This window comes from Salegentibacter tibetensis, assembly GCF_020164485.1.
Lineage (GTDB): Bacteria > Bacteroidota > Bacteroidia > Flavobacteriales > Flavobacteriaceae > Salegentibacter > Salegentibacter tibetensis.
Genome location: NZ_JAIQZA010000021.1, coordinates 23916 through 46938, shown reverse-complemented (window position 1 = coordinate 46938; position 23023 = coordinate 23916). Strand labels below are relative to the sequence as shown.

Below are 23023 nucleotides of genomic sequence, written 5' to 3'. Positions count from 1 at the left end.
TTTTATTGCTTGTAGTTACTCGTGCTGATTATGTTGATCCTTTCTCCATTGGTCTCTCATTCCTAATGGCAACATTAACAATGAAAAATTTGAAATATTAGACGGGGAGGATCTTTCACGACCCTTTTAATGGCATAAAGAAATGCTTTAATATTTTTGAATGTGAAACCTTGGTAGGTTAGGGGAACGCAGTGGAATGTTTTCTGAGAATGAACCTTAATATGCTCGATTCCGTTACTGCAAAAAAAAAGAGACTGCCTTTTTCGACAGTCTCTTAATCTTACTTAAATTTTATTGCAATAGTTATTTTATATAGGACTCTAGTTAGTAAATTCCAGGTCAGTTACTAAATCTAAACCGTCTTCAACTGTTTCAAAAATATCGGTATTGTGGTCTTCACTTATCACAATTATACCATCCATATTTTTATTGGCACTTTCCATGTCCTCATCAGTAACCAGAGCAAACCAAACAGATGGGTCAAAAGTGATTTCAGCAATGGCCGGCTGATCTTCAGTAAAGACTATTGTTCCTTCTCTTTCTACTTCAAACTCTTCACCTGAATTGAATTCAAAACGCACAGGATGAGCGGTTCCATTTGGGGATGTATAAGTACCATTTAAAACAATTGAAGGCTCTTCTGTTTCATCAAATAGCTCAACTTCTATTTCCACTTCTTCGTAAGTTCCTGCTGGAATCGCTATTGCCATAATATCTGGGGTAGGAATTCCTGTAGCAAAATCTATCACTACCACTTGCTCAAGTTCAAATTCCACCGATTCCAGATCATTCTCTGATTCAGCCTCGTATTCCATAGACGACAGGGTGATAAATCCATCGTCAAAAACAAAGTTACCTCCAGAAGCCTGTTTATTAATTGAGGAGGCCTGAGCCTGAATATCAAATGGAGATGTAACGGTATTAAAATTTACAGATAGTGTTGCTTGTTCCTGTGCGGGTTGTTCGGCAGAATCATCCGAACTACAGGCAGAAATACCAGCCACAATTGTAAATACAAGTAATTTTGAAAATAAATTTTTCATTTTTATAAGTTTTAGATTAAGGGTTATTCAACTATCCTGCCATAACTCCTCCTGTGAAGGAGGGAATCAGGAATTCGTAATTTATATTGTCTATAACGAGCCATATTAAAAATTGTTGTGAATAGATATCTACTCTACTCAATGCTAATGGGTGTCTATAAATGTCTCCATCATTCGCTCCATGATTCTTTTAAGTTCAAAAGGTAAACCTTCCAGGGTATCGGTGTATTCCTTAGGGAGTTTTGATTGACACCTTATTTTATCAGTTAAAATATCAGTTTTGTAGCCATCAAATGCATCCTGCTCTATGTCACGTCCTATGATCTGTATAACTCCGTAATGACGAGGGTCCTTTTTTATTATTTCGAAAAGATTTAAAATAAAGACTTTTTCTCCTTCTATAATTTGAAAAAAGTTCCCCTCAGAGTATAATAAGAGCCCTTTAATTCCGGATAAACTATTCTTAGTAGAACATTCTTCTAATAGCTCCTCAATCTGTGTGTCACTAATTTCTTTCTTTTTGTTACTCACGTAACATATAGCATGTCTCATTTGTGAATTCTTTATAGAACTATTTTAATATAAGCCAAAGAAAAGCCGCTAAGTGCTAATTTGTATATTAATTGTGATGGATTAATTTAAACTCTTAAAAAACATCAAAAATTTAAAACTTTGATTATCATAAAATATGATTAAGAGATTTTCCGAACTAAAGGAGTATCTTTAATGAATACTCCAAAATTACATGTCTATAAATTTTAAACGCGTTCTCCTGATTTTATTTACAGGTTGTTTGCTTGCCATAGCCGGATGGAGCAGCTATCTGGTTTATAAATATTCTTCGGAAGCTGCCGAAATCAAGAAAGACTACAGCGAGCTTAATAGCATGACCCATGGCATCCTCTCAGTGAATGTCTGGAGAGATCATTTAACAAATATGGTCCTAAACCGTATTGATGATTTTGAATTCACGCCTGAACAGGAAGATACCCTTGTGCTTCAGGTAGAGAACATTCTTATGGCCGGGATTGATAAGGGCGATAGTTTGATGAATCTTAAACAAAAAAGTTTAAAAGGGAAACTAAGGAAATTTGCGGTTAGGACACTGGTTCCTGAGGAGAAGATCAGAGCCCTGGTTCCTATGTTTGCTCAGACTATTGTAGATGAAATACAGCAACCGGAGAATAAAGAAGCACTGAAATATGTCATTAAAAGTAAGCTTCAGGAATACAGTGATATGACCCACGCAGATTCTGAAACTGCAGTTTTAGAGATAAATACAATTTTTGAAAAGTATGAGGTAGCAGATCTGCAAGCCTTCAACCGTAAAACCTCGGGGGATTTGCGGGCACTGGAGGATCAAACCTATAATCATACCTATATTTTGCTGGGAATTATTGTGGTCTTTCTCTTTATTTGGTGGTTGCTAAGAAATAAATTATACCTGCATACGCCTATGTTTATCATATCTGTACTACTATCATTAGTGGTTCTTTTTGCAGGGCTTACTGCTCCTATGATAGAAATAGATGCGCGTTTTCAGCAGGTGAATTTTCTATTGATCGGGGAACAGATAACTTTTAATGATCAGGTAATTTTCTTTCAAAGCAAAAGTATTCTGCAGGTGATCGATATATTATTCGAGACAGGAAAGGTAGATTCATTTTTTGTAGGGATCCTTATTCTTGCCTTTAGTATTGTTTTTCCTATTGCCAAACTTATATCCACCCAGATCTACCTCGCAGGAAATGAAAAAATAAGGAGAAGCAAAATCCTGAAATTCTTCGCATTTAAATCCGGGAAGTGGAGCATGGCAGATGTGTATGTGATCGCCATATTTATGGCATATATAGGTTTCCAGGGGATACTGGATCACCAGCTTTCAAACGCGAATATTGAAACCGAATCGCTCGTGAGTATTTCAACCAATAAAACATCCTTGCAGCCGGGGTTTATTATTTTTATTGGCTTCGTTTTATTTAGTCTTGTGCTTTCTACAATTCTTAAAAAGATAACTGTACTGGAAAAGAACTAAAAAATAAAAAGGTGGCTGGCAAAACATTGCAGACCATCCGATGCTAAATTAATTGGATCAATCCGTTAAGGTTTCCCCAGCGCTTGTTAGTTCTTTTTCCTCAGTTTCATTCTTAAAGAAGACTTTGAATTCGGAGCCTTCTCCTAAAGTACTTTTCAATTCAATCTTACCACCATGGGCTTCAATCATTTTCTTGACGACATATAATCCCATTCCTGTTCCCTCTATTTCACGATTAATCCTTGTCTTTTTTTCAAAGACCATCTCTTGATGTTCTTCCGCAACCCCCAAACCGTTGTCCTCTACGCTGAATATTACAAAATCCCTGATTTTATAGGTTTTTAACTTGATAACCAGGTTCCGATCTGGATCCTGATATTTAATGGCATTATGTATAAGGTTGTAAATTACGCTTCTTAAAGTATTTTTTGGAAATATTACTTTTTGCGTTTTAAAATCTTTTAAAACCTTAATGTTTCCCTTTACAATTTCCTCCCGAAGCGCATTCAAAATATTACCACATAATCTTATAATATTCTGTTGTTTCAGCTCAACTTTCTTCTGAAGATTTGCCTCGCCGTCTTCAGTAAATTCATCTAGCATTGTATTGATTCCATCAGACATGGTTTGCAACCTTTTAATCATAGCGTGGAACTTTTCTGAATCTTGTCTTTTGTATGTTTCCAAAAGTCCGGTAGAAATTAGCTTTATGGTAGAAATTGGCTGCTTCATATCGTGGGATAGTGCAAACATCAACACATTATGTTTTGCATTGATTTTCTCCAGCTCCTTAATCGCCTTCATGCGTATGGTAATATTCACAAAAGTTATAATCACGCCATTGATCTCGTTCCGGTCATGGTCCACGTATGGAAGAATGTTCATCTGAAACCAGTTGCCATCTGTTGTCTGTATTTCTTTTTCAAAAATTTCGCTCGTGGTCATTACCTCCTGAATATTGTTCAGGAAAGTAGGATAGCGAATATTATCTTCAACATGCTTAATATTTTTACCTATATCGTCATAGGATAATGAAAACTGTTCCATTGCCGGGGGGGTGAAAATTCTCAGAATCATGTCGGCATCTACGAATAATTGGGGAATAATAGTATTTGAGAAATAATTTGCCAGATCAAAATCTAATTTACGTAATGAACTAATATCCTCTTTTATTTGTTTAGACATAGAAAATTGCTTTGGAACAACTGAAGTTAAATTTTAGTTTTCAAATGTAATAAACATTGTTGATGCACACCTTGTAAAGATTAAGTAAAAACGATATTTATGTGATTTACAGGATTATTGAAGTCTAAAACTATTAATTACGACGATGTTAGGTCCTTCTCTTCGGAACCCTTATCACTATTAAGGCTTCTAAGTATAATATTCATTTTGCAGGAGACAAGGCCAAATCCTTATGAATATTTCGATTTTTACCGCTACTAGAAGAAATTGGTTTCACGGGAATGTGAGGTCTTTTTATGTGAGGTACAATATTCTATGGTTTTATAGCGTACAAAATTTTTGAAATAGCACACTGTTCAAAAATCGTAATCTTGTTCTGGATCAAAACGGAATTTAGTTGAATTATGAAATGCTATAACTAATCTTTAATTCGTTTAAAAATTCTTTGGTAATTGGTTTTTCCTTCATGGCCACTACGTTTGTATCGCTGTTAGCTTTAGCCACGTCTTCTTCGTCAACCGATGAAGAAATAATGAATACCCTGCAATGATTTTTTAGATTGGCCGGTAAATTATCGTATTCGGCCATAAATTCAAATCCAGACATGCCTGGCATATATATATCCACAAAAATCACCTCTGGCAACAAGGGAATGTTTTCCTGATTTCCCTGTAAATATTTTAAGGCCTCAATAGCCGAGGAATACTGCAAAACTTTTTTTCCAAAATTATTTTTAGTGATCATTCGCGATGCTATATAAAGATCTATAAGGTTATCGTCAATAATCATGAAACTTTTAAAACTTATGGGAAGTTCGTTACTCATACTTTTAAATTTTTGAGTCTAATGTTAAAGGTAGTTCCTATTCCTTTTTCAGACTGGATTTCAATGTTTCCCTGCATTTTTTCAACTGTTTCCTTTACAATATACAGCCCTAAACCTGTACCCTCGGTATTACCGGGCAGGCGATAGAACATTTCAAATATTTTATCATGAAATTCAGGGTCTATTCCAATTCCATTGTCGGAGATGCTTAGCTTTAATTCTTCCGGGTCTAATGTCCCGGTAAGTTTTAAATACCTTCCGGAAACCTCATTTGTATGATATTTAATGGAATTGGAAACGAGGTTTTCAAGAACTGTACTAAAGCGATGCCAATTTGAATAAAAGGGGTATTGCTCGTCAATATCAACCTTAAAAGAAATTCCATTGGCCTCTTTTATGTTGCGTACCGAGTCTACAATTTCATAAATGGTTTTCTTAATGGGTATTTTTTGAACCTCCAGATCGGTGCGGTTATTTTGCGAGTAACTAAGGATATTTTTAATGAATCCGTCAAGTCTGTTAACACTGGTTCGTATCATTTTCACATGTTCCAGGGTGTCAGGTTCTTTACTATCCTCTTCAATAAAAGAAATAAGGCCGAGAATAGAGGTTAACGGGGAACGTAAATCGTGAGAAACGCTATAGACAAAACGGTCCAGTTCCTTGTTTGTTTTAACTAATTCCTTATTTGAAAAGCTTAATTCTGAAGCCCATCTTTCTTTTTTTTCAATTTGATCAGCGAGTTCTTTGTTTAATACCCTTAGTTCTTCATCGGCCTTTCTTCTTTCGGTAATATCGGTAACCATTGCCAGGCCCCCTTTATAGCATCCTGTTTCATCAAAAAGTGGATTTACAGAAATATAGGTCCACACTTCTTTACCTGATTTTGAGAGATATTTAAATTGAAATTGACCCGAATATCCCTCTTTTTTCCTTTGCATTACATGAAGTGCCTTGTTCCTGGCATCTTCATCCATAAAGAGATAGATTTCTTTTCCTATCATCTCATCCCGGTTGTATTCCAGGATTTCACAAAGTTTATCATTGACAAAGGTGGTCCTGTCATTTTCATCTACAAGCCAGATACCCTCCTGTGCTGTCTCCACGATCTGCCGGTATTTTTTTTCACTTTCCCTGAGATATTTTTCAGTTTTTTTGCTTTCGGTAATGTCAATGCCCATATTAACAATCCCAATTACTTTACCTGAAGAATCTTTATAAGGAACCGGATTAATCAACACATTTACTTTATCCCCATTGGGACGCTCTACAATTATTTCCTCGGCAGAAGTTTTGCGTCCTTCTTTTATGGCAATAGCCATTGGGGACAATTCGTCAGGAAGAGGATTCCCATTCTTGCAATAAAGTTTCCAGGCTCCACACCACTTATCATTTTCTATATCCGGTTCTCTTCCCCATAGGGCTACTGCCGCTTTGTTGTATAATAATATGCGTCCTTCAAAATCACTGGAAACGGTAGCAATTGGTAAATTTTGAATTAATTCCTTATAGCGTTTTTCGCTTTCCTCAGTTTTTTTACGCGCCAGTACCAGTTCAGTTACATCTGTAGCAAAAACAAGGATCCCATTTATAATGCCCTCATTATTTCTGTTAGCCTGATAAATAAAGTTCAGGTATCTGTCTACGAGTTCACCGTTTCCGTGATGATCAAACTTGAGAAGCATCTCATTAGCTGAAAAAGTTTCTCCGGTTTCATAAACAGTGTCCAAGAGTTTTAAAATACCCTGTGTTTCAAGTTCCGGCAGTACTTCTTTCACTGTCTTCCCTATAATATCTTTTGCGCCTATTAATTCTAAATAAAGCGGATTGGCTAATTCGTAAACATGATCCGGTCCCTTTAATATTCCCATACAGGAAGGTGCCTGAAAGTATAGGTCATTAAAACGCTGTCTTTCAATTTCAAGCGATAATTCCAGATTTTTTTTATCTGTTACGTCTTCCACTGAATGTAAAATATGGGTTATGTTCCCATCATCATCCAATAATGGAATATTTTGAGGATTGAAATACTTGACTTTAAATCCTGAAGTACCTCGAATAGAAATATCATATTGTTGAGGTGCCATTTTATGCTTCTCCTTAAAGTCAATAACAAATTCCAGGGAGTTTCTTAAGTTTTCAACACTTTTTGACACTTTGTTTTCCGGGTTTTCAGGAAAGGCTTCAAAGATCCCTTTTCCTATTAAATCCTTTTCCGTTGAATTTGACGCTTCCAAATAGGCATTATTAACCGCCACAATTGTAAATTTTGGAGCATCAGGAAGCAATACCATACTGGGAGCAGGTATAAGTTGAAAAATAGGTTTAAATTGGGGATGGTAGGGCATAATTTTTTTAGGTTAAACGGAGTGAAGAGAATGGTAATCTGGGTAATTAAAACCACCCTGTTTTCATTTTGAAATTTCAAAGAAATCAAGGAATAGGAGATTAAAAATCATTTACAGATGTATTGGCTTTATTTACCTGAATAATTCATTTCCGGGTTGTTTATAAACGGCAAATCATAATAGTTTACTTAAATAAAAACGATATAAATATATATTTTAATCCCTCATTGAGGGTTTAATTCCCCGAGGTTCTTGATTTTACCCAAACATACTATATTAAAATGTAATTTGTAAGAAAAAAGAACGTGTCAATTAAAAAATTTGAACCATCAATGCATTTTATCGAATTTATATGCTTATAATCTTGTTTGAATTAATCGAAAAGGAAGAACCTGATTGTTGGATATTAGCTATATGAAGGGACGATTTTTAGTTCTGAATACGAACTCGAAGATTTACTCATAAATGAATTCGGAGAGGTAGGTTTGGTTAATTTTTACGCAAATTTTAAGCCCATAGATAATGTTATACTATGGAAAGGATTGAAAATCATTCATGAGCATTTTCCCCCCTTAATGTTGAACACACCGGGAATTAAATCTGATTTTTATTTTCTATTGCTTCAAATAATGAACTTCAGAAAGTTCTTTTAAATTACCGGCTGCCTGTTCTGCGGTAATATCCCTTTGCGGGCCGGCAAACATTTCGTAACCTACCATAAATTTCTTTACCGTGGCCGATCTTAAAAGCGGCGGATAAAAACTCATATGAAAATGCCATTCCGGGTATTCCTTGCCATTGGTGGGAGCCTGGTGAATTCCGGAAGAATACGGGAAAGAGGTTTCAAAAAGGTTATCATATTTTATGGTAAGCTTTTTAATAATTTCAGCAAAGGCTTTTTCCTCTTCAGCATTTAACTGCCCAATATGCTGATAATGTTTTACAGGAATAATCATCGCTTCGTAAGGCCAAACCGCCCAGTAAGGAATCAGGGCTACAAAATGTTCGTTTTTTGCTAAAATACGCTCATTAAGTTTCAGTTCCTGTTTTAAATAATCGCTTAACAAACTGCTCTTATTTTTCTCCCAGTGAGCTTTAAAATGCCTGGATTTCTTTAAAACTTCTGTAGGAATGGATTTTTGAGACCATATTTGCCCGTGTGGATGCGGATTGCTGCAGCCCATCATCGCACCTTTGTTTTCAAAGATTTGAACGTAATTTATATTTTCTTTACTGCCCAGTTCCTCATATTCTTTTTTCCAAAGTCCCACAACTTTAGTGATATCTTCCACCTCCATTAATGGGAGGGTAAGGGAATGATCTGGTGAAAAACACACTACTTTGCAAATTCCCGTTTCACTTTCGGCTTTTAGAAGTCCGTTTTTAAAATCTTCAGTAGGTCCATCGGGCAGGAGGGAAGGAAAGTCGTTTTCGAAAGAATGAACACCTTTGTAATCGGGATTTGTTTCTCCACCCATTCTTGAATTTCCGGGACATAAATAGCAGGAAGGATCGTAGGTTTCCCGTTTTTCCTGGCTGTTTTTTTCGGTTTTCCCCTGCCATGGTCTTTTGGTTCTGTGTGGCGAAACCAAAATCCATTCTCCGGTTAAAATATTATATCTTCTATGTGGATGCTTGTTCAATTCCGTGTTCATATTTTCCTCTTTTAAACTTTAGTAATTTGAGTTCCTGCGTCGGGAACTACTGTTATGGGCGTGGGGGTAATATTAAATTTTTCCTGATAAGCTTTTTCTACTTCCTCAACATAATGCTCGATTTTGTCGGTTTCAATTAAATTAATCGTGCAACCGCCAAAACCACCACCCATCATACGGGAGCCGTAAATAAAGCTTTTGTCTTCAGAAAAATCTACCAGGAAATCCAGTTCAGGGCAACTTACCTCATATTGATGCTGCAGGCCTCTGTGGGATGCATACATTAATTTCCCCAGTGCTTTTAGATCACCGCTTCGTAAAGCTTTTTCGGTATCCTGTACGCGTTTATTTTCTTCCAGTACATACCGGCAGCGTTTCAAGCTTATTGGGCCAATTTTTTCTTTGAATTCTTCCAGCATCTCAAAAGATACCTGTCTTAGCGAGTTCACTTCTGTATATTTTTTCTGAATAATGGCTACCGCATTTTCGCATTCCTGTCTTCGGGTATTGTATTCGCTATCGGCCAGGTTATGAGAAACATTAGTGTTTAAAAGTAATAATTTACAATTCTGAATTTCAGCCGGAATAAATTCTGCTTCCAGCGATTGGCAATCCAGCTTTATAAAATGATCTTTTTTGCTCATTACGGAAGCAAACTGGTCCATAATTCCGCAGTTATTGCCCACAAAATTATTCTCTGCCCGCTGCGAAAGTTTTACGATCTCCATTTGCGACAGGTTTAAATCAAATAACGAATTTAAACCACCTGCAAAACCACATTCCAGGGCTGCCGAAGAACTAATCCCTGCTCCAATAGGCAGTTCACTTTTTATAATACAGTCAAAACCCTTAAATTTTTTGCCAACTTTCTTAATTTCATCAATAACGCCCAGCAAATAATTCTCCCAGGATTTTTTTCTTTTCGAAATCTGGTTTAGGTCAAATTCCACATAAGTTTCAAAGGTTTCGCTATAAATTCGGACTAAATTATCACTATCGTTTTTCCTGAATTTAAAATGGATTTTCTTGTCTATGGCCGAGGGCATTACAAAACCCTGGTTATAATCGGTATGCTCGCCAATGAGATTAATCCTCCCGGGGGAAGCAACCTTAACTTCAGCCTTAAAATTTTTAAAATTCTCAGGTATACTGCTATTATTTTCTGCTGGTTTCAAATGAAATTTCTTTTAAAGATTTTCAAATATAATAAATGTAAAACTTACGTTCATTTGATTTATAGAGAATCTTTTACTTAAAACAGCAATTTTTATAATTATCACTTAGGGAGTGAAGACTTAAAAATTATTCTTAGATTAGATTTTCACTCAGCTTTATTTTTATGAATAAAATTTTCGTCTGGTCTATTAGCGCTGCTTTGGCAGGTTTTCTTTTTGGGTTTGATACTGTTGTTATTTCGGGAGCCGATAAACAATTGCAAGATTTATGGGGCACCTCTGATGCGTTTCACGGCTCCGTGGTTATGGCAATGGCCTTATGGGGAACTGTAGTAGGTGCTATTTTTGGAGGAATTCCCACTAATAAATTCGGAAGAAAAAATACGCTATTGGTAATAGGTGTTCTTTATCTTCTTTCGGCGCTTGGTTCAGCTTTCGCAAATGATCCTATTACTTTTGCCGTTTTTCGGTTTTTAGGAGGATTGGGAGTTGGAGCTTCGACCATTGCAGCTCCCACCTATGTTTCAGAAATTGCACCGCCTAAAGACAGGGGTAGGTTGGTATCCCTTTATCAGTTCAATATCGTTTTAGGGATTTTAATCGCTTATCTTTCAAATTATTTACTTCGCGATACCGGGACGCAACCCTGGCGGTGGATGCTCGGGGTAGAAGCTATCCCGGCGTTTATCTATGTTATATTTGTTGTATTTATTCCTAAAAGTCCACGTTGGCTTATCTCTAAATCCAGAAACGAAGAAGCGGCTAAAATACTCGAGAAAATTAATCCTGAAGCTAATTTGAAAGAACGAATGCTGGAGATTAAAAAACAATCTGAAAACCAGATCACGGGAGAGAACATCTTTATGAAAAAGTATCGCTTTCCATTAATTTTGGCTTTTTTAATTGCATTTTTTAATCAGCTTTCCGGCATAAATGCTTTTCTCTATTACGCGCCCAGGATTTTTGAATCGGCCGGTTTAGAGGCCAATACCGCCTTATTAAGTAGTATTGGTATTGGCGTGGTAAATTTACTTTTTACACTTCTTGGAGTTTTTCTAATTGATAGAGTAGGAAGGAAAAAACTGATGTTTGTGGGGTCTATAGGTTATATCATTTCTCTATCCCTGGTAGCTGCAGCATTCTTCCTGAACTGGGGCGGACTTTGGGTACCTATTTTCCTATTCCTGTTTATCGCCGCGCACGCCGTAGGCCAGGGGGCGGTAATTTGGGTGTTCATTTCTGAAATATTCCCAAATCATCTAAGAGCCTACGGGCAGGCATTTGGCTCTTCTACGCATTGGGTATTAGCAGCTATTGTACCTTCTCTGGTACCGGTTCTTTTTGCTACAATCGGCCCTGGTTATGTATTCGCATTTTTCGCATTTATGATGGTGCTTCAACTGCTTTTTGTGATTTTTATGATGCCCGAAACCAAAGGAAAAACACTGGAAGAACTGGGCGAAGAATTATCCCCTGGTAAACACAAAGAAGCATTTTAGCAATAAAATATTTTATAATGAAAAATAAATTTATATTTCTTTTTTCCTGTTTTCTTAGCGTGATGCTGCTGTTTTCCTGTAAGGATAACAATAAGCAGTCTAATGGGAAAACTCCTGAAATTACCGCCCAGAGCGATACCGATTTTAGGCCTGCTTTTCATTTTACTCCTGAAGAAAACTGGATGAACGATCCTAACGGGATGTTCTTCCTAAACGGAACCTACCATTTATTTTTCCAACATTACCCCGAAGGAAATACCTGGGGCCCTATGCACTGGGGGCACGCTACCAGTAAAGATATGATTAGCTGGGAAGAACAGCCCATAGCTCTGGAGCCCGATGAGCAGGGTTATATTTTCTCAGGAAGTGCTGTAGTAGATACTGAAAACACTTCGGGTTTTGGAAATGGGGAAACTGCGCCGGTAATTGCGATGTTTACCTATCATGATCCAAAAGGAGAGGAAGAAGGCCAGGACGATTTTCAAACCCAGGCCATTGCTTATAGTCTTGATGAAGGAAAAACCTTTACTAAATATAAAGGAAATCCTGTTATTGAAAATCCTGGGATTCGTGATTTTCGGGATCCAAAAATAACCCGTGATGAGGTACACAATCAATGGGTTATGGTACTTTCTGCCGATGATCAAACAATGTTTTACACTTCTCAAAATTTAAAAGACTGGGAGTTAGCCTCTGAATTTGGCCGTAGGATAGGCGCCCACGGCGGGGTTTGGGAATGTCCAGACTTTATACAGATGAAGGTTGAAGGAACTGAGGAGAAAAAATGGGTGTTGATTCAAAGCTTAAATCCCGGCGGATTCAATGGTGGTTCAGGGACTCAATATTTTGTAGGTGATTTTGATGGCAAAACCTTCACTTTAGACGAGTCTATGAGTGATTTGGGTGAAGATCATCATTACTGGTTGGACTTTGGAAAGGATAATTATGCCGGGGTAACCTGGGCTAATATTCCGCAGGAAGATGGCAGGCATTTATTTATGGGCTGGATGTCTAACTGGCAATATGCAAATGAAGTTCCCACGGAAACCTGGAGAAGCGCAATGACGATAGCTCGCGAATTAAAACTGACCAAAACCGGGGAAACCTACCAAATGATTTCAACCCCGGTAGCTGAACTACAAGAATATACAGTGGAAGAATTTACTAAAGACAATATTTCAGTTGAAGGCGAAACGCAAATAGCAACTTCCGAAGAAATAGACATATCTAAGTCTGTAATTTCATTTGAAATAGAAAATTTAAAAGATCAGGAGTATCATTTCAGTCTAACCAGCGAAGGAGATGATATTTTAAAATTTGGGTACGATCATAATACAGAAGAATTTTATATAGACCAAAGCCAATCTGGGCTAACCGATTTTAACGAGAATTTTGGCAATAAAATCTCAACAGCACCCCGACTTTCAAAAGCTTCGAATCTAAAAGTGAAGGCAGTTATAGATAATATGTCTATCGAACTTTTCTTTGATAATGGAGAAACCGTAATGACTGAAATTTTCTTTCCAGAGCAGAGATTAAAGAATTTTTCTGCGGAAGGAGAAAAATTTCAGATAAATGATTTAAGAATTCAAGTAATTAAAAGTTAAGATGAAACAACCAACAGCCGTATGCTTCGGCGAAATATTATATGATGTTTTTCCAGACCGGGAGAAAATTGGTGGAGCACCGCTTAATGTTGCGTCTAGATTATCGGGATTGGGAATTGAAACCGAAATGATTAGTACAGTAGGAGATGATGAAAAAGGTGAAAAACTAATTTCTCATCTGGAATCTAAAAATATTAAAACCGAAAATATTGCCAAAGATGCAGAACATGTTACAGGAGTAGTTAATGTAACTTTGTCTGCAAGTGGCTCTGCTACTTATGAGATTGCGCATCCTGCGGCCTGGGATAAAATTGAAATTTCAGAAGGGATTAAAAACTCGGTACAAAATGCTGATGCTTTTATCTTCGGAAGTTTAATTTGCCGCGATAAGGTAAGTCAACAAACGCTTTTTGAACTTTTACCGGAAGCAAAATACCGCATTTTCGATATTAATCTTCGGCCGCCTTATTATGAAAAAGAGGTTTTAGTAAAACTGATGGAGCAGGCAGATTTTATAAAATTCAATGATGACGAATTATTTGAAATTGCTGAAATGATTGGATCGCCTTATAATTCTATAGAACAAAACCTCCAATATCTTTCAGAAAGAACAAATACGCAAACCATTTGTGTAACCAAGGGGCGTCATGGCGCGGTTTTACTAAAAGATGGAGCGCGTTACTACAACAGTGGTTTCAAAGTTAAAGTTAAAGATACGGTAGGTGCGGGAGATTCATTTCTTGCCAGTTTAATCGCCGGCTTGTTAAAAGAAGAAGATCCACAAAGTACACTGGATTTTGCCTGTGCCGTGGGAGCTTTGGTAGCCGGGGAAGAAGGCGCGAATCCTGAAATTTCAAAAGACAAAATTCAAAAATTTATGTTTCCATGGTAATAGCTGTATTTTATCAATTAAAGGTGTCGCTCACAAATTAGTTTCGAACTCTTAAAGCTTTCTGGCTTTCAAAAAAATATTATCCTGAATTTCTTTTTGAAAGAACATGCAGCAATTTGCCGATATTTTTATACCCCTGTCTAGCGCCCTAATTATGTTTGGAATAGGGCTGGATCTAAATTTAAAAAATTTTATAAGAGTTTTTGTCTTGGGGGATATTTACTGGCCTGGTGTTTCAGTTATTTCTTTCCTGTAGATCTTTTTCTGGTCAATAGATCCTGTATTGTATATAAAATTGGAATCATATTGCTCGCTGCCTGTCCTGCAGGCACCGCATCAAATCTTGTCACAAAAATGCTAAAAGGGCGGGTGGATTTTAAAACATTATTTCCGAAAAGAAGAGCGTAAAGAACTCGAATAAAAATGCCGGCCACGTAAAGACAAAAACAGACCCTACTCAGTTTAGTCTTCTGCAACCGGCATTGTTTTAATTGCCAAATTAAATAAGTACAAATACAGATCTATTTGCACTTATTTGTATCAAACTTAGCGCTTTTGTTACTTTCTATTTTACGGGTTTCCGTAAGGGTAATCTCATTCAGCTGATATTCAAATATTTATAGTGCTATTTTTTTAAATATTCTTTCGAAAGAACTTAAAAAGTTTTATAGAATTCATTTTTCAAATTGCATTCACACTTTCTGAAGTAATAGAAATAGCCATGAATGCCGATTTTACTGCACTGCATTAGATATTAAATATGCTGAAACTACTGGAAGTGGTAGAATTATTTATTGGCGTATTAAATTCCTGAAAGCAATCTCCTATTTTAAAAAGTTAATATTTTGTATATCAGGAAATTAGGGTGAAAACACCCTGACAGGTAAAGCAATGATTTTCTATTTTTAAGTAATGAATTTTAAACCATTAAATGTTCTTTGTTATGAAAAGTTTTTATAATCCGATCGTAGCCCCCTGTGTATTTATAATTTGCCTTTTAGTAGGATGTAGGGATGATGATCCCGTAGATCAGTTGCAGGAAGAAGAATTTTTAAGCGCCCAGATTGATGGGACAGATTTTATGGTAGATCGTTCGGTGGGATTAATTTCCTGCCAAAAATATTTGAACGATTATGGAGGAATAGATCTTCAGGTAAATGTAGAAACCACCAGTGGAGAAATTATGGAGTTTTATATTGCCGATTATATGGGCGCAAGAAATTATATGTTTAGCAATAATATATTTAATAAAAGTTGGATGAGATACGGCATTGTCAATCCATTAGGAGACTGGATTACTGTTGCTGAAAATAAACAGGTTCAAGCTACCTTTCCATATTTGGAGATCATTGAAGATGATGGTAATTATATTAAAGGAAATTTTGAATTTGAAGCTCATAATCCAGTAGATAATTCTATGAAATTAATCAGTAACGGTAACTTTAATTTTAGGGTAGCTTCTGAACTGGATTAAATTAAATTACTGTTGAAAAAAGTTGTGTAAATGGTTTCGGGGTATCTCAAGAAGTTCAACACGATTCTTTAAAGCAGCTTTTTTTGTTATGATTTTTTGAATCCCTCATTGAGGGTTTAATTCCCCGAGGCTTGCCTCGAAATTATAAAATAGTTTTCCAATTCATACCTCGTGGGCTTGCCCCGAGGTTCTTGATTTGGACTAATTCCTGAAGTTTAAATTTATTTAACTGCGTTTTCAGAATATTTCAGTAGAAAAAACTTAAGTTGTATATGTGGTAAACCATAAACTAACCAAACTGAAATTATACATATGAATAAGCTTTTAGACGAAGACAATATAAAACTCAATTTACCGGTTAAAATAAGCTACCGGGTTTTAGAAAACCTGCTTCAGGAAAAATTAGTGGGAGAACAAATAGGAATGGAAGACTCTAAAGGCACCGTGAAAAATTATGTTGAAGTGCTTGGTGCTAATCTCGGTAAAAGTAAAGAGTCAAACTTTGATCTCACCCTTGATTTAAAATTGAAAACCCTTACTACGCTTTTTAAAAATAAAGAGGTGAACTTACTGGTACATATCGCTTTGGGTTTTGATGAGGTGGAGCAGGTGATAGAGGTGACGGAGTATGAACTGGAAGGCCAGAGCAAAAGTTGGTTTATGGATAATTCTTTAGAGACCCTTGCTAATAGCTTAATCTATAAAAAGATTAAAAATAAGATGAAATTAGATCTCCAGCCTCATATTAATGAACAGCTAAATAAGGTCAATGATAAGCTTGTAAATGAAATGGAAGCCGCTCCCGGAGTTTTTCTTTCGGGAAATGTAAACACATTAAAGGTGGCTGAAATTATCCCTGGAGATTCATTGTTGTTAATTCTTTTGGAAATTAGTGCCTATGGTTTTATAGATGTTAAGGAGATCAAGCTTTAGGCTCAAATACTTCTAAGATCTGCTCCAAAGCCATTGTTCTGGATCCTTTAATAAGGATACTACAATTTTTTAGTTCGGCTAATTGTAAATGCTTTTTGATATTTTCTGTATTATTAAACTTTATGATGTTAGGTTTGCTGGTAGTGGTTTTTTTAAACTGTTCTCCAACCAGGTAAATTTCTGAAATATCAGTATTTTCCAGGAAATTTACGATTACCTGATGTTCTGTTTCTGAAGCTGCACCCAATTCGCCCATATCACCTAGAATTACAATCTTGGAAGTGCTGGTCTTTAAATTTTTAAAGTGCTGCAATGCCGCCATCATACTCGTAGGATTGGCATTATAAGCATCAAGGTAAATTTTATTTGAATTACGCTCTATAACCTCCGATCGATTGTTAGAAGGTTTATAACTTTCTATAGCCTCTTTGATTTCTTCAAAAGGAACTTTAAAATACAAACCTATACAAAGCGCAGCAGCCATATTTTTGGAGTTGTAAGCACCACTTAATTGACTTTTAAAGCTAGTGTCGTTAAATACCAATTCGGCAGAATCGGTAGTATCTGGATAAGTGATTTTTACCAGCGACTTTCTATTGCTACCAAAACTAAAAATGTGTTTATAGTTAATTTCCAGTCTTTGTACTTCATCGTCCAGATTCAGGAATATTAATTTTTTATGGTCTTTTAAATGCCGGTATAATTCGGTTTTTGCCTGTATCACCCCATCTAAACTTCCGAATCCTTCCAGGTGAGCTTTTCCGAAGTTAGTTATAAAACCATAATCTGGCATAGCTATATTAGACAGGAATTCGATTTCTCCGGGGTGGTTTGCACCCATTTCAATTAGGCCTAATTCGGTTTCCTCATCCATAGCCAGTAAACTAAGCGGAACACCAATATGGTTATTGAGATTGCCCTGGGTGGCAGTGACTGTATATTTTTTAGAAAGTACGTTATAAATAAGCTCTTTGGTAGTGGTTTTGCCGTTGCTACCGGTAATAGCGATTATTGGAATTGCGAGGTATTTTCTATGGAACTTAGCCAGGTTTTGAAGCGCCTCGAGGGTATTATTTACAACAATATATTCCTTATCATTTAGAGCAGCTTCTTTGTCGTCTACAATAGCGCAAATTGCTCCTTTTGCAATGGCTTGTGTGGCAAATTCGTTACCATTAAAATTTGTGCCTTTTAAAGCGAAGAAAATGCTTCCGGGTTCAATGTTTCGGGTGTCGGTAGAAATTCCAGTGCTTACCAGGAATCTCTGATGGATTAATGCTGTTTTCATATAAGGCTATTTCTAAGCTTTAATTTAAATTATTCGAGAGCTTCAAAAATAAAACTATAAAAAAAGCCCTAAACAAATAGGGCTTTTATCATAATTTTTAGAAGATTAAGATATCTAATTTCTTGCCTTCTTATTTTTATCTAAAGATTTTGAACCAACTCTAGACATGGCATTTCTAAATCCAATGTAATCTGTTGCCATATCCTGTGGAAAATATCTACGTTGTGCCGGGTCTAACCAATAAGCGCGATCTCTCCAGGAACCACCTTTGTATACTCTAACCTCGTCACTTATAAGGGTGCTCCTGTCTGCAGTGTCATATCCGCGTTTTGCTACTCCTGTACTATCTGGAGTGCCTGCAACATTGTAGGTAGGGGAGTTGTACATACGTTGAGAATCATCATCTGCCTCCTGAAATGATTGGTAATAACGGCTTGAGCTCTTATCACCATCCCTATAATTACGTTGGTCACTATCGGTATAGTTTGTACGCATATAAGTATCATCCTCGGTAACCGGTATTTGTGCAATATCTCCAGGATATGCTCTGGCAACCAGTCTTCCGGTAGCTAAAGTGTCGAATTCAATTTCATCGAGCCCCACTATTTTTACTGATCCGTCTTCGTTAATAGCATTTTTGGTATAAACATTCCCCCGGTAATAGTTGAAGTCATTAAATTCATCATCAACTATTGGTCGGTATACATCGGCTACCCATTCAGCTACGTTTCCGGCCATATCATAAAGTCCGAAATCGTTGGGTGCATAAGATTTTACTTCAGCAGTAATATCGGCACCATCATCGCTCCAACCTGCAATTCCGCCATAATCTCCGGCACCTTGCTTAAAGTTAGCTAGCTGGTCTCCCTGTCTTTTTACATCGCCAGAACGCGTATATTGGCCATCCCATGGGTATTTTTTTCTACCTCTGTAAACATTGTACTCTCTAATTCCTACCAAAGCAGATGCGGCATATTCCCATTCAACTTCAGTTGGTAAACGATATTCAGGTAGTAGAATTCCATCTTTACGCTGAACATATGTTTGCCCACCAAGGGCATTCCCTTCTGCATCGGTATTTTGATTATCAATCATATTTTGAGATTCATCTCCTCCCTGGCTAATTTCAGTATTTCCACCGTATGCCTGGCTGGGGGCATTTAAGTAAGTTTCGGTATTAAAAGTGGTACCTGCCTCAACATCGGTATAGCGGGCACCTTCTTTAGTGTAACCGCCTTCTTCTAAAAGAAGTTCGTTTACCCTGTCGGTTCTCCATTTGCTAAACTCTACCGCCTGTATCCAGCTAACACCAACTACGGGATAGTTGCCATAAGCAGGATGGCGTAAATAGTTATTAACCATTGTTTCGTTAAAGCCTAATCTATTTCTCCAAACAAGGGTGTCTGGAACTGCACCGTTATAAATATTACGGAAGTTCTCCTGTGTTGGAGGAAAAACCTTTTTTAACCAATCAAGGTATTCCATATACATCATATTGGTTACCTCAGTTTCGTCCATGTAAAAAGACTGAACGTGTTGTTGGGTAGGAGTGTTGTTCCAATCGTGCATAACATCGTCCTGCACCTGTCCCATAGTAAAGGTTCCGCCTTCCACGAAAACCAGCCCCGGGCCGGCTTCCTGTTCCTTGTAATCTGTGTTATACTGGAATCCACCTTCATCTGAATTAATGTCCCATCCGGTTGCCCTGGAGTTATTATCATAGTCCCGGGAATTATTACAGCTTAGTAAACCCACGCCAAGAACGAGGGTTAAAAAGGCTCTAAAAGCAATATTGATTCTCATATTCATCATCTCTTTTGGTAGAAATATTAGGCTTTGCAATATAGTAATTAACGCTAAAAGTACAAGTTTATTTTATGATGTCTCCCAGGCTTCAAATTTATTTAAAACCCTGATGACCTTAGGGCTTAGGGAGATATGAAGCTCTTTGAAAACTCCCGCGTCCCTATTTATTCATCATAAGGTTAGGCAGGAAAGCAGCAAAATTAAACGAATTTTATTAAACTTAAGCTTGCAGCACCTAAAAAAGTGGCTAAATTACTAAACATACAATATTTTAGCTTTTTTGCAGTTGTTAAGAGTCTATCCCTACTTTTTTTAATTGCTTTATAGATGTTAAATTATTTACGTATTATTTTATAATATTATTTTAAACTTAAGGTCTTTTCTTAACAAGATTATTAGTATATATTTGTTAATCATTAATTAATATGATGAAAAAAATTACAATATTATTGCTCGGCTTAGTTTTAAGCTCACAGTTTAAAATGAATGCCCAGGAAGAAAGGGATAGGGTGATTACTACTGCAGTCCCTTTTTTACTTGTAGCTGCCGATGCCAGAGCAGCCGGAATGGGTGATCAGGGTGTGGCCACTTCTCCAGATGCTTTTTCCCAGCAATGGAATCCTGCTAAATATGCTTTTGCTACCAGTGAACATGGGATAGGGGTTTCTTATACTCCTTATTTAAGTGATATTGTTAACGATATTTTTCTGGGAAATATTAGTTATTTCTATAGAATCAATGAAAGAAGTGCTTTTGCTTCCAGTTTGCGTTACTTTAGCCTGGGAAGTATAGAACAGCGATCCAGTTTTGAACAGGCTCCTTTATTAGTTAATCCTAACGAACTTACTTTCGATCTTTCATATTCATTACGTCTAAGTGAAAACCTTTCTATGGCTGTTGCCGGGCGCTATTTGCGTTCAGATCTTGGTCTGCAAGACGAAGAAGACTTAGGTGCAGCTAATAGTTTTGGGGTAGATGTGGCAGCCTATTATCAGAGTGATCAAATGATTTTTTCAGGTTTTGACGGAGTGTGGAAAGCAGGTGCTAATATTTCCAATATTGGTCCTAAAATGAAATATGACGATGCAGGGCAGGAAAATTTTATCCCAACTAATTTTAAAGTAGGAACAGGTTTCGATTTTATATTTGATATTGAGAACCGTCTGGGCGCTTACGTCGAGTTCAATAAACTTTTGGTGCCTACACCGAGGGATTTTAATGGGGATGGAGAAATTGATGCCGAAGATGATGCGCGGTATAATGATATAGGTGCTATAGAAGGTATCTTTACTTCCTGGGGCGATGCACCGGGTGGTTTAGGAGAAGAGCTTAGGGAAGTGACCTGGGCGTTGGGAGCTGAATATATGTATCGGGAAGCATTTGCATTTCGTGCCGGCTATTTTAGTGAAAGTCTTACCAAAGGATCCAGGAGGTTTGCTTCTTTCGGGGCAGGTTTTAAATATGAGCAGGTTAACATAGATATTTCCTATTTATTTTCTACCTCACCGGTACCAAGTCCTTTAGAAGGGACCCTGCGTTTTGGATTAACCTTTAACTTTGGAGATCAATTCGCTACCTATTAACTTTTTCAGAAAAAGAACTGATTAATTTAATATTTGCTACCTGAAAGCTTTCTGTTATCTTTCCTGTCCAATTATTTTTATATGAAACCATTAAAAATCACCTCTAATTTTGAGGTTTATGAATCTGTAGAAGAACTTCCACAGGCTATTCAGAATTTAATGAATAAAGCGATCTTGGCCCGGGATAAAGCTTATGCACCCTATTCTCAATTTAAGGTTGGAGCTGCTTTAGCTTTAAATAATAATGAGATAGTTGCCGGAAGCAATCAGGAAAATGCTTCTTATCCTTCGGGTTTATGCGCAGAACGTACCGCGATTTATTACGCCGGGGCTGCCTATCCGGAAGCTCAAATTCAAAATATTGCCATTTCAGCTAAATCTATGAAGCATAAAGTTGAAGCCCCAGTGCCACCGTGTGGTGCTTGCAGGCAGGCGTTGGTGGAGTATGAATTAAAGCAGAAAGCTGAAATCGCAGTTTATTTTATGGGCGAGAGTGGTAAGGTGATGAAGGCAAACTCTATAAAAGATTTACTACCTTTAATTTTTGAAAATTCAGTATTATAACGTTTTCGTTATTTTTGCTTGAAAACTGTTTTCCATTCTTATTGAAAATAGTATTTTTGTTTTCCGCTTGGCAAACCCATCTGTCTGGCCTTAAAATTAATAAGTTAAATGAAGAAAGTAACAAAAGCCACCTATTTAAAGTGGTACGAGGATATGCTGTTTTGGCGTAAATTTGAAGATAAACTTGCACAAGTTTACATTCAGCAGAAAGTAAGAGGTTTTTTGCATTTGTATAATGGGCAGGAAGCTATCCTGGCAGGAGCCCTTCATGTGATGGACCTGGAAAAGGATAAAATGATTACTGCTTATCGTAACCACGTGCAGCCAATTGGTTTAGGGGTAGATCCTAAAAGAGTGATGGCAGAGCTTTACGGTAAAGGTACAGGGACATCTCAAGGTCTTGGTGGTTCTATGCATATTTTCTCTAAAGAACATAACTTTTATGGAGGTCATGGTATTGTAGGAGGGCAAATCCCACTTGGTGCGGGGCTTGCATTTGCAGATAAATACTTTAAGCGAGAAGCGGTTACACTTACTTTCTTAGGTGATGGTGCTGCAAGACAGGGTTCTCTTCACGAAACATTAAATATGGCCGTGAAATGGAATTTACCGGTGGTGTTTTGTGTAGAAAATAACGGTTATGCTATGGGAACTTCTGTAGCAAGAACTGCTAAAGGTACCGATATCTGGAAGCTTGGTAATGGTTACGAAATGCCTTGCGGTCCTGTAGATGCTATGGATCCTATTAAAGTAGCAGAAGCTTTAGATGAAGCGATTAAAAGAGCAAGAAAAGGTGACGGGCCTACATTTTTAGAAATGAAAACTTACCGTTATCGTGGTCACTCTATGAGTGATGCCCAGCAATATAGAACAAAAGAAGAAGTTGCAGAATATCAGGAATTAGATCCAATCACCAAGGTGTTGAAGATAATTAAGGATAAAAAGTATGCTTCAGAAGATGAAATAAAAGAGATCAACAAACGCGTTAAGGATAAGGTATCCGAATGTGAGAAATTTGCTGAAGAGTCAGGTTTCCCGGAAAAGAACGTGATGTATGATGTTGTTTACGAACAGGAAGATTATCCGTTTTTAGCACATAAACCTCAGTAAA

The 23023-nt window shown here is 37.0% G+C and carries 18 protein-coding genes; 9 read left to right on the top strand and 9 right to left on the bottom strand.

Translation table 11 applies throughout. From position 1 onward, the window contains the following. Positions 1-320: 320 nt before the first annotated feature. Together LB467_RS11835 and LB467_RS11830 are read right to left on the bottom strand one after the other, a co-directional pair. Positions 321-1043 (bottom strand): hypothetical protein, encoded by a 723-nt coding sequence (locus LB467_RS11835; protein WP_224474250.1) that lies wholly within the window; start codon positions 1041-1043, stop codon positions 321-323. A 144-nt stretch (positions 1044-1187) separates the two neighbouring features. Beyond that, positions 1188-1595 carry a BLUF domain-containing protein gene (locus LB467_RS11830; protein WP_224474249.1) on the bottom strand — a complete coding sequence of 136 codons (408 nt, stop codon included), beginning with the start codon at positions 1593-1595 and terminating at the stop codon, positions 1188-1190. 193 nt (positions 1596-1788) lie between these two features. Here LB467_RS11830 and LB467_RS11825 point away from each other — a divergent pair, with 193 nt between their 5' ends. Beyond that, positions 1789-3078, top strand: coding sequence for a paraquat-inducible protein A (locus tag LB467_RS11825; RefSeq protein WP_224474248.1), 1290 nt, complete (start codon positions 1789-1791; stop codon positions 3076-3078). A 57-nt stretch (positions 3079-3135) separates the two neighbouring features. Here LB467_RS11825 and LB467_RS11820 read toward each other — a convergent pair whose 3' ends face one another. The 5 genes from LB467_RS11820 to LB467_RS11800 all read right to left on the bottom strand — a co-directional run bounded on the left by LB467_RS11820 (position 3136) and on the right by LB467_RS11800 (position 10266). Beyond that, the gene (locus LB467_RS11820; RefSeq protein ID WP_224474247.1) at positions 3136-4263 is read right to left on the bottom strand and encodes a sensor histidine kinase; all 1128 of its coding nucleotides are present in this window, start codon (positions 4261-4263) and stop codon (positions 3136-3138) included. A 402-nt stretch (positions 4264-4665) separates the two neighbouring features. Continuing rightward, the gene (locus tag LB467_RS11815) at positions 4666-5088 is read right to left on the bottom strand and encodes a response regulator (RefSeq protein ID WP_224474246.1); all 423 of its coding nucleotides are present in this window, start codon (positions 5086-5088) and stop codon (positions 4666-4668) included. Next, positions 5085-7436 carry a PAS domain S-box protein gene (locus LB467_RS11810; protein ID WP_224474245.1) on the bottom strand — a complete coding sequence of 784 codons (2352 nt, stop codon included), beginning with the start codon at positions 7434-7436 and terminating at the stop codon, positions 5085-5087. The genes LB467_RS11815 and LB467_RS11810 overlap by 4 nt, the downstream gene beginning before the upstream one ends. A gap of 614 nt (positions 7437-8050) precedes the next feature. Then, a complete protein-coding gene (locus LB467_RS11805; protein WP_224474244.1) occupies positions 8051-9091 on the bottom strand; it encodes a UDP-glucose--hexose-1-phosphate uridylyltransferase in 1041 nt (346 codons plus the stop codon). An 11-nt stretch (positions 9092-9102) separates the two neighbouring features. Beyond that, the gene (locus LB467_RS11800; RefSeq protein WP_224474243.1) at positions 9103-10266 is read right to left on the bottom strand and encodes a galactokinase; all 1164 of its coding nucleotides are present in this window, start codon (positions 10264-10266) and stop codon (positions 9103-9105) included. A gap of 164 nt (positions 10267-10430) precedes the next feature. Here LB467_RS11800 and LB467_RS11795 point away from each other — a divergent pair, with 164 nt between their 5' ends. The 5 genes from LB467_RS11795 to LB467_RS11775 all read left to right on the top strand — a co-directional run bounded on the left by LB467_RS11795 (position 10431) and on the right by LB467_RS11775 (position 16671). After that, complete coding sequence (locus LB467_RS11795) at positions 10431-11765, top strand: sugar porter family MFS transporter (protein ID WP_224474242.1); 1335 nt, start codon at positions 10431-10433, stop codon at positions 11763-11765. 17 nt (positions 11766-11782) lie between these two features. Continuing rightward, positions 11783-13372 carry a glycoside hydrolase family 32 protein gene (locus tag LB467_RS11790; protein ID WP_224474241.1) on the top strand — a complete coding sequence of 530 codons (1590 nt, stop codon included), beginning with the start codon at positions 11783-11785 and terminating at the stop codon, positions 13370-13372. A 1-nt stretch (position 13373) separates the two neighbouring features. Next, complete coding sequence (locus LB467_RS11785; protein WP_224474240.1) at positions 13374-14264, top strand: carbohydrate kinase family protein; 891 nt, start codon at positions 13374-13376, stop codon at positions 14262-14264. A 943-nt stretch (positions 14265-15207) separates the two neighbouring features. Further along, positions 15208-15738: a hypothetical protein gene (locus LB467_RS11780; RefSeq protein WP_224474239.1), complete on the top strand. Its 531-nt coding sequence runs from the start codon at positions 15208-15210 to the stop codon at positions 15736-15738. A 312-nt stretch (positions 15739-16050) separates the two neighbouring features. Continuing rightward, positions 16051-16671 carry a DUF4403 family protein gene (locus tag LB467_RS11775; protein ID WP_224474238.1) on the top strand — a complete coding sequence of 207 codons (621 nt, stop codon included), beginning with the start codon at positions 16051-16053 and terminating at the stop codon, positions 16669-16671. On the opposite strand, the gene LB467_RS11770 is transcribed toward LB467_RS11775, so the two are convergent. Both LB467_RS11770 and gldJ read right to left on the bottom strand, forming a co-directional pair. Further along, entirely contained in the window at positions 16661-17959 is a 1299-nt protein-coding gene (locus LB467_RS11770) for a UDP-N-acetylmuramoyl-tripeptide--D-alanyl-D-alanine ligase (RefSeq protein ID WP_224474237.1), read from the bottom strand. The genes LB467_RS11775 and LB467_RS11770 overlap by 11 nt on opposite strands. A 114-nt stretch (positions 17960-18073) precedes the next feature. Further along, positions 18074-19768, bottom strand: coding sequence for a gliding motility lipoprotein GldJ (gene gldJ / locus LB467_RS11765; RefSeq protein WP_449619102.1), 1695 nt, complete (start codon positions 19766-19768; stop codon positions 18074-18076). A gap of 425 nt (positions 19769-20193) precedes the next feature. On the opposite strand from gldJ, the gene porV reads away from it, so the two are divergent. The 3 genes from porV to pdhA all read left to right on the top strand — a co-directional run bounded on the left by porV (position 20194) and on the right by pdhA (position 23022). Further along, entirely contained in the window at positions 20194-21348 is a 1155-nt protein-coding gene (gene porV / locus LB467_RS11760) for a type IX secretion system outer membrane channel protein PorV (RefSeq protein ID WP_224474273.1), read from the top strand. Between the two features lie 33 nt (positions 21349-21381). Continuing rightward, complete coding sequence (cdd, locus tag LB467_RS11755) at positions 21382-21912, top strand: cytidine deaminase (RefSeq protein ID WP_317196366.1); 531 nt, start codon at positions 21382-21384, stop codon at positions 21910-21912. Between the two features lie 108 nt (positions 21913-22020). Next, on the top strand, positions 22021-23022 hold the full coding sequence (gene pdhA / locus LB467_RS11750) for a pyruvate dehydrogenase (acetyl-transferring) E1 component subunit alpha (RefSeq protein ID WP_224474234.1): 1002 nt from the start codon (positions 22021-22023) through the stop codon (positions 23020-23022). Position 23023 lies beyond the last annotated feature (1 nt).

Bases quoted from the DNA above. Each gene is read 5' to 3' on its own strand.
- LB467_RS11835 (WP_224474250.1), bottom strand. From the start codon at position 1,043: ATGAAAAATTTATTTTCAAAATTACTTGTATTTACAATTGTGGCTGGT.
- LB467_RS11830 (WP_224474249.1), bottom strand. From the start codon at position 1,595: ATGAGACATGCTATATGTTACGTGAGTAACAAAAAGAAAGAAATTAGT.
- LB467_RS11825 (WP_224474248.1), top strand. From the start codon at position 1,789: ATGTCTATAAATTTTAAACGCGTTCTCCTGATTTTATTTACAGGTTGT.
- LB467_RS11820 (WP_224474247.1), bottom strand. From the start codon at position 4,263: ATGTCTAAACAAATAAAAGAGGATATTAGTTCATTACGTAAATTAGAT.
- LB467_RS11815 (WP_224474246.1), bottom strand. From the start codon at position 5,088: ATGAGTAACGAACTTCCCATAAGTTTTAAAAGTTTCATGATTATTGAC.
- LB467_RS11810 (WP_224474245.1), bottom strand. From the start codon at position 7,436: ATGCCCTACCATCCCCAATTTAAACCTATTTTTCAACTTATACCTGCT.
- LB467_RS11805 (WP_224474244.1), bottom strand. From the start codon at position 9,091: ATGAACACGGAATTGAACAAGCATCCACATAGAAGATATAATATTTTA.
- LB467_RS11795 (WP_224474242.1), top strand. From the start codon at position 10,431: ATGAATAAAATTTTCGTCTGGTCTATTAGCGCTGCTTTGGCAGGTTTT.
- LB467_RS11790 (WP_224474241.1), top strand. From the start codon at position 11,783: ATGAAAAATAAATTTATATTTCTTTTTTCCTGTTTTCTTAGCGTGATG.
- LB467_RS11785 (WP_224474240.1), top strand. From the start codon at position 13,374: ATGAAACAACCAACAGCCGTATGCTTCGGCGAAATATTATATGATGTT.
- LB467_RS11780 (WP_224474239.1), top strand. From the start codon at position 15,208: ATGAAAAGTTTTTATAATCCGATCGTAGCCCCCTGTGTATTTATAATT.
- LB467_RS11775 (WP_224474238.1), top strand. From the start codon at position 16,051: ATGAATAAGCTTTTAGACGAAGACAATATAAAACTCAATTTACCGGTT.
- LB467_RS11770 (WP_224474237.1), bottom strand. From the start codon at position 17,959: ATGAAAACAGCATTAATCCATCAGAGATTCCTGGTAAGCACTGGAATT.
- gldJ (WP_449619102.1), bottom strand. From the start codon at position 19,768: ATGAATATGAGAATCAATATTGCTTTTAGAGCCTTTTTAACCCTCGTT.
- porV (WP_224474273.1), top strand. From the start codon at position 20,194: ATGAAAAAAATTACAATATTATTGCTCGGCTTAGTTTTAAGCTCACAG.
- pdhA (WP_224474234.1), top strand. From the start codon at position 22,021: ATGAAGAAAGTAACAAAAGCCACCTATTTAAAGTGGTACGAGGATATG.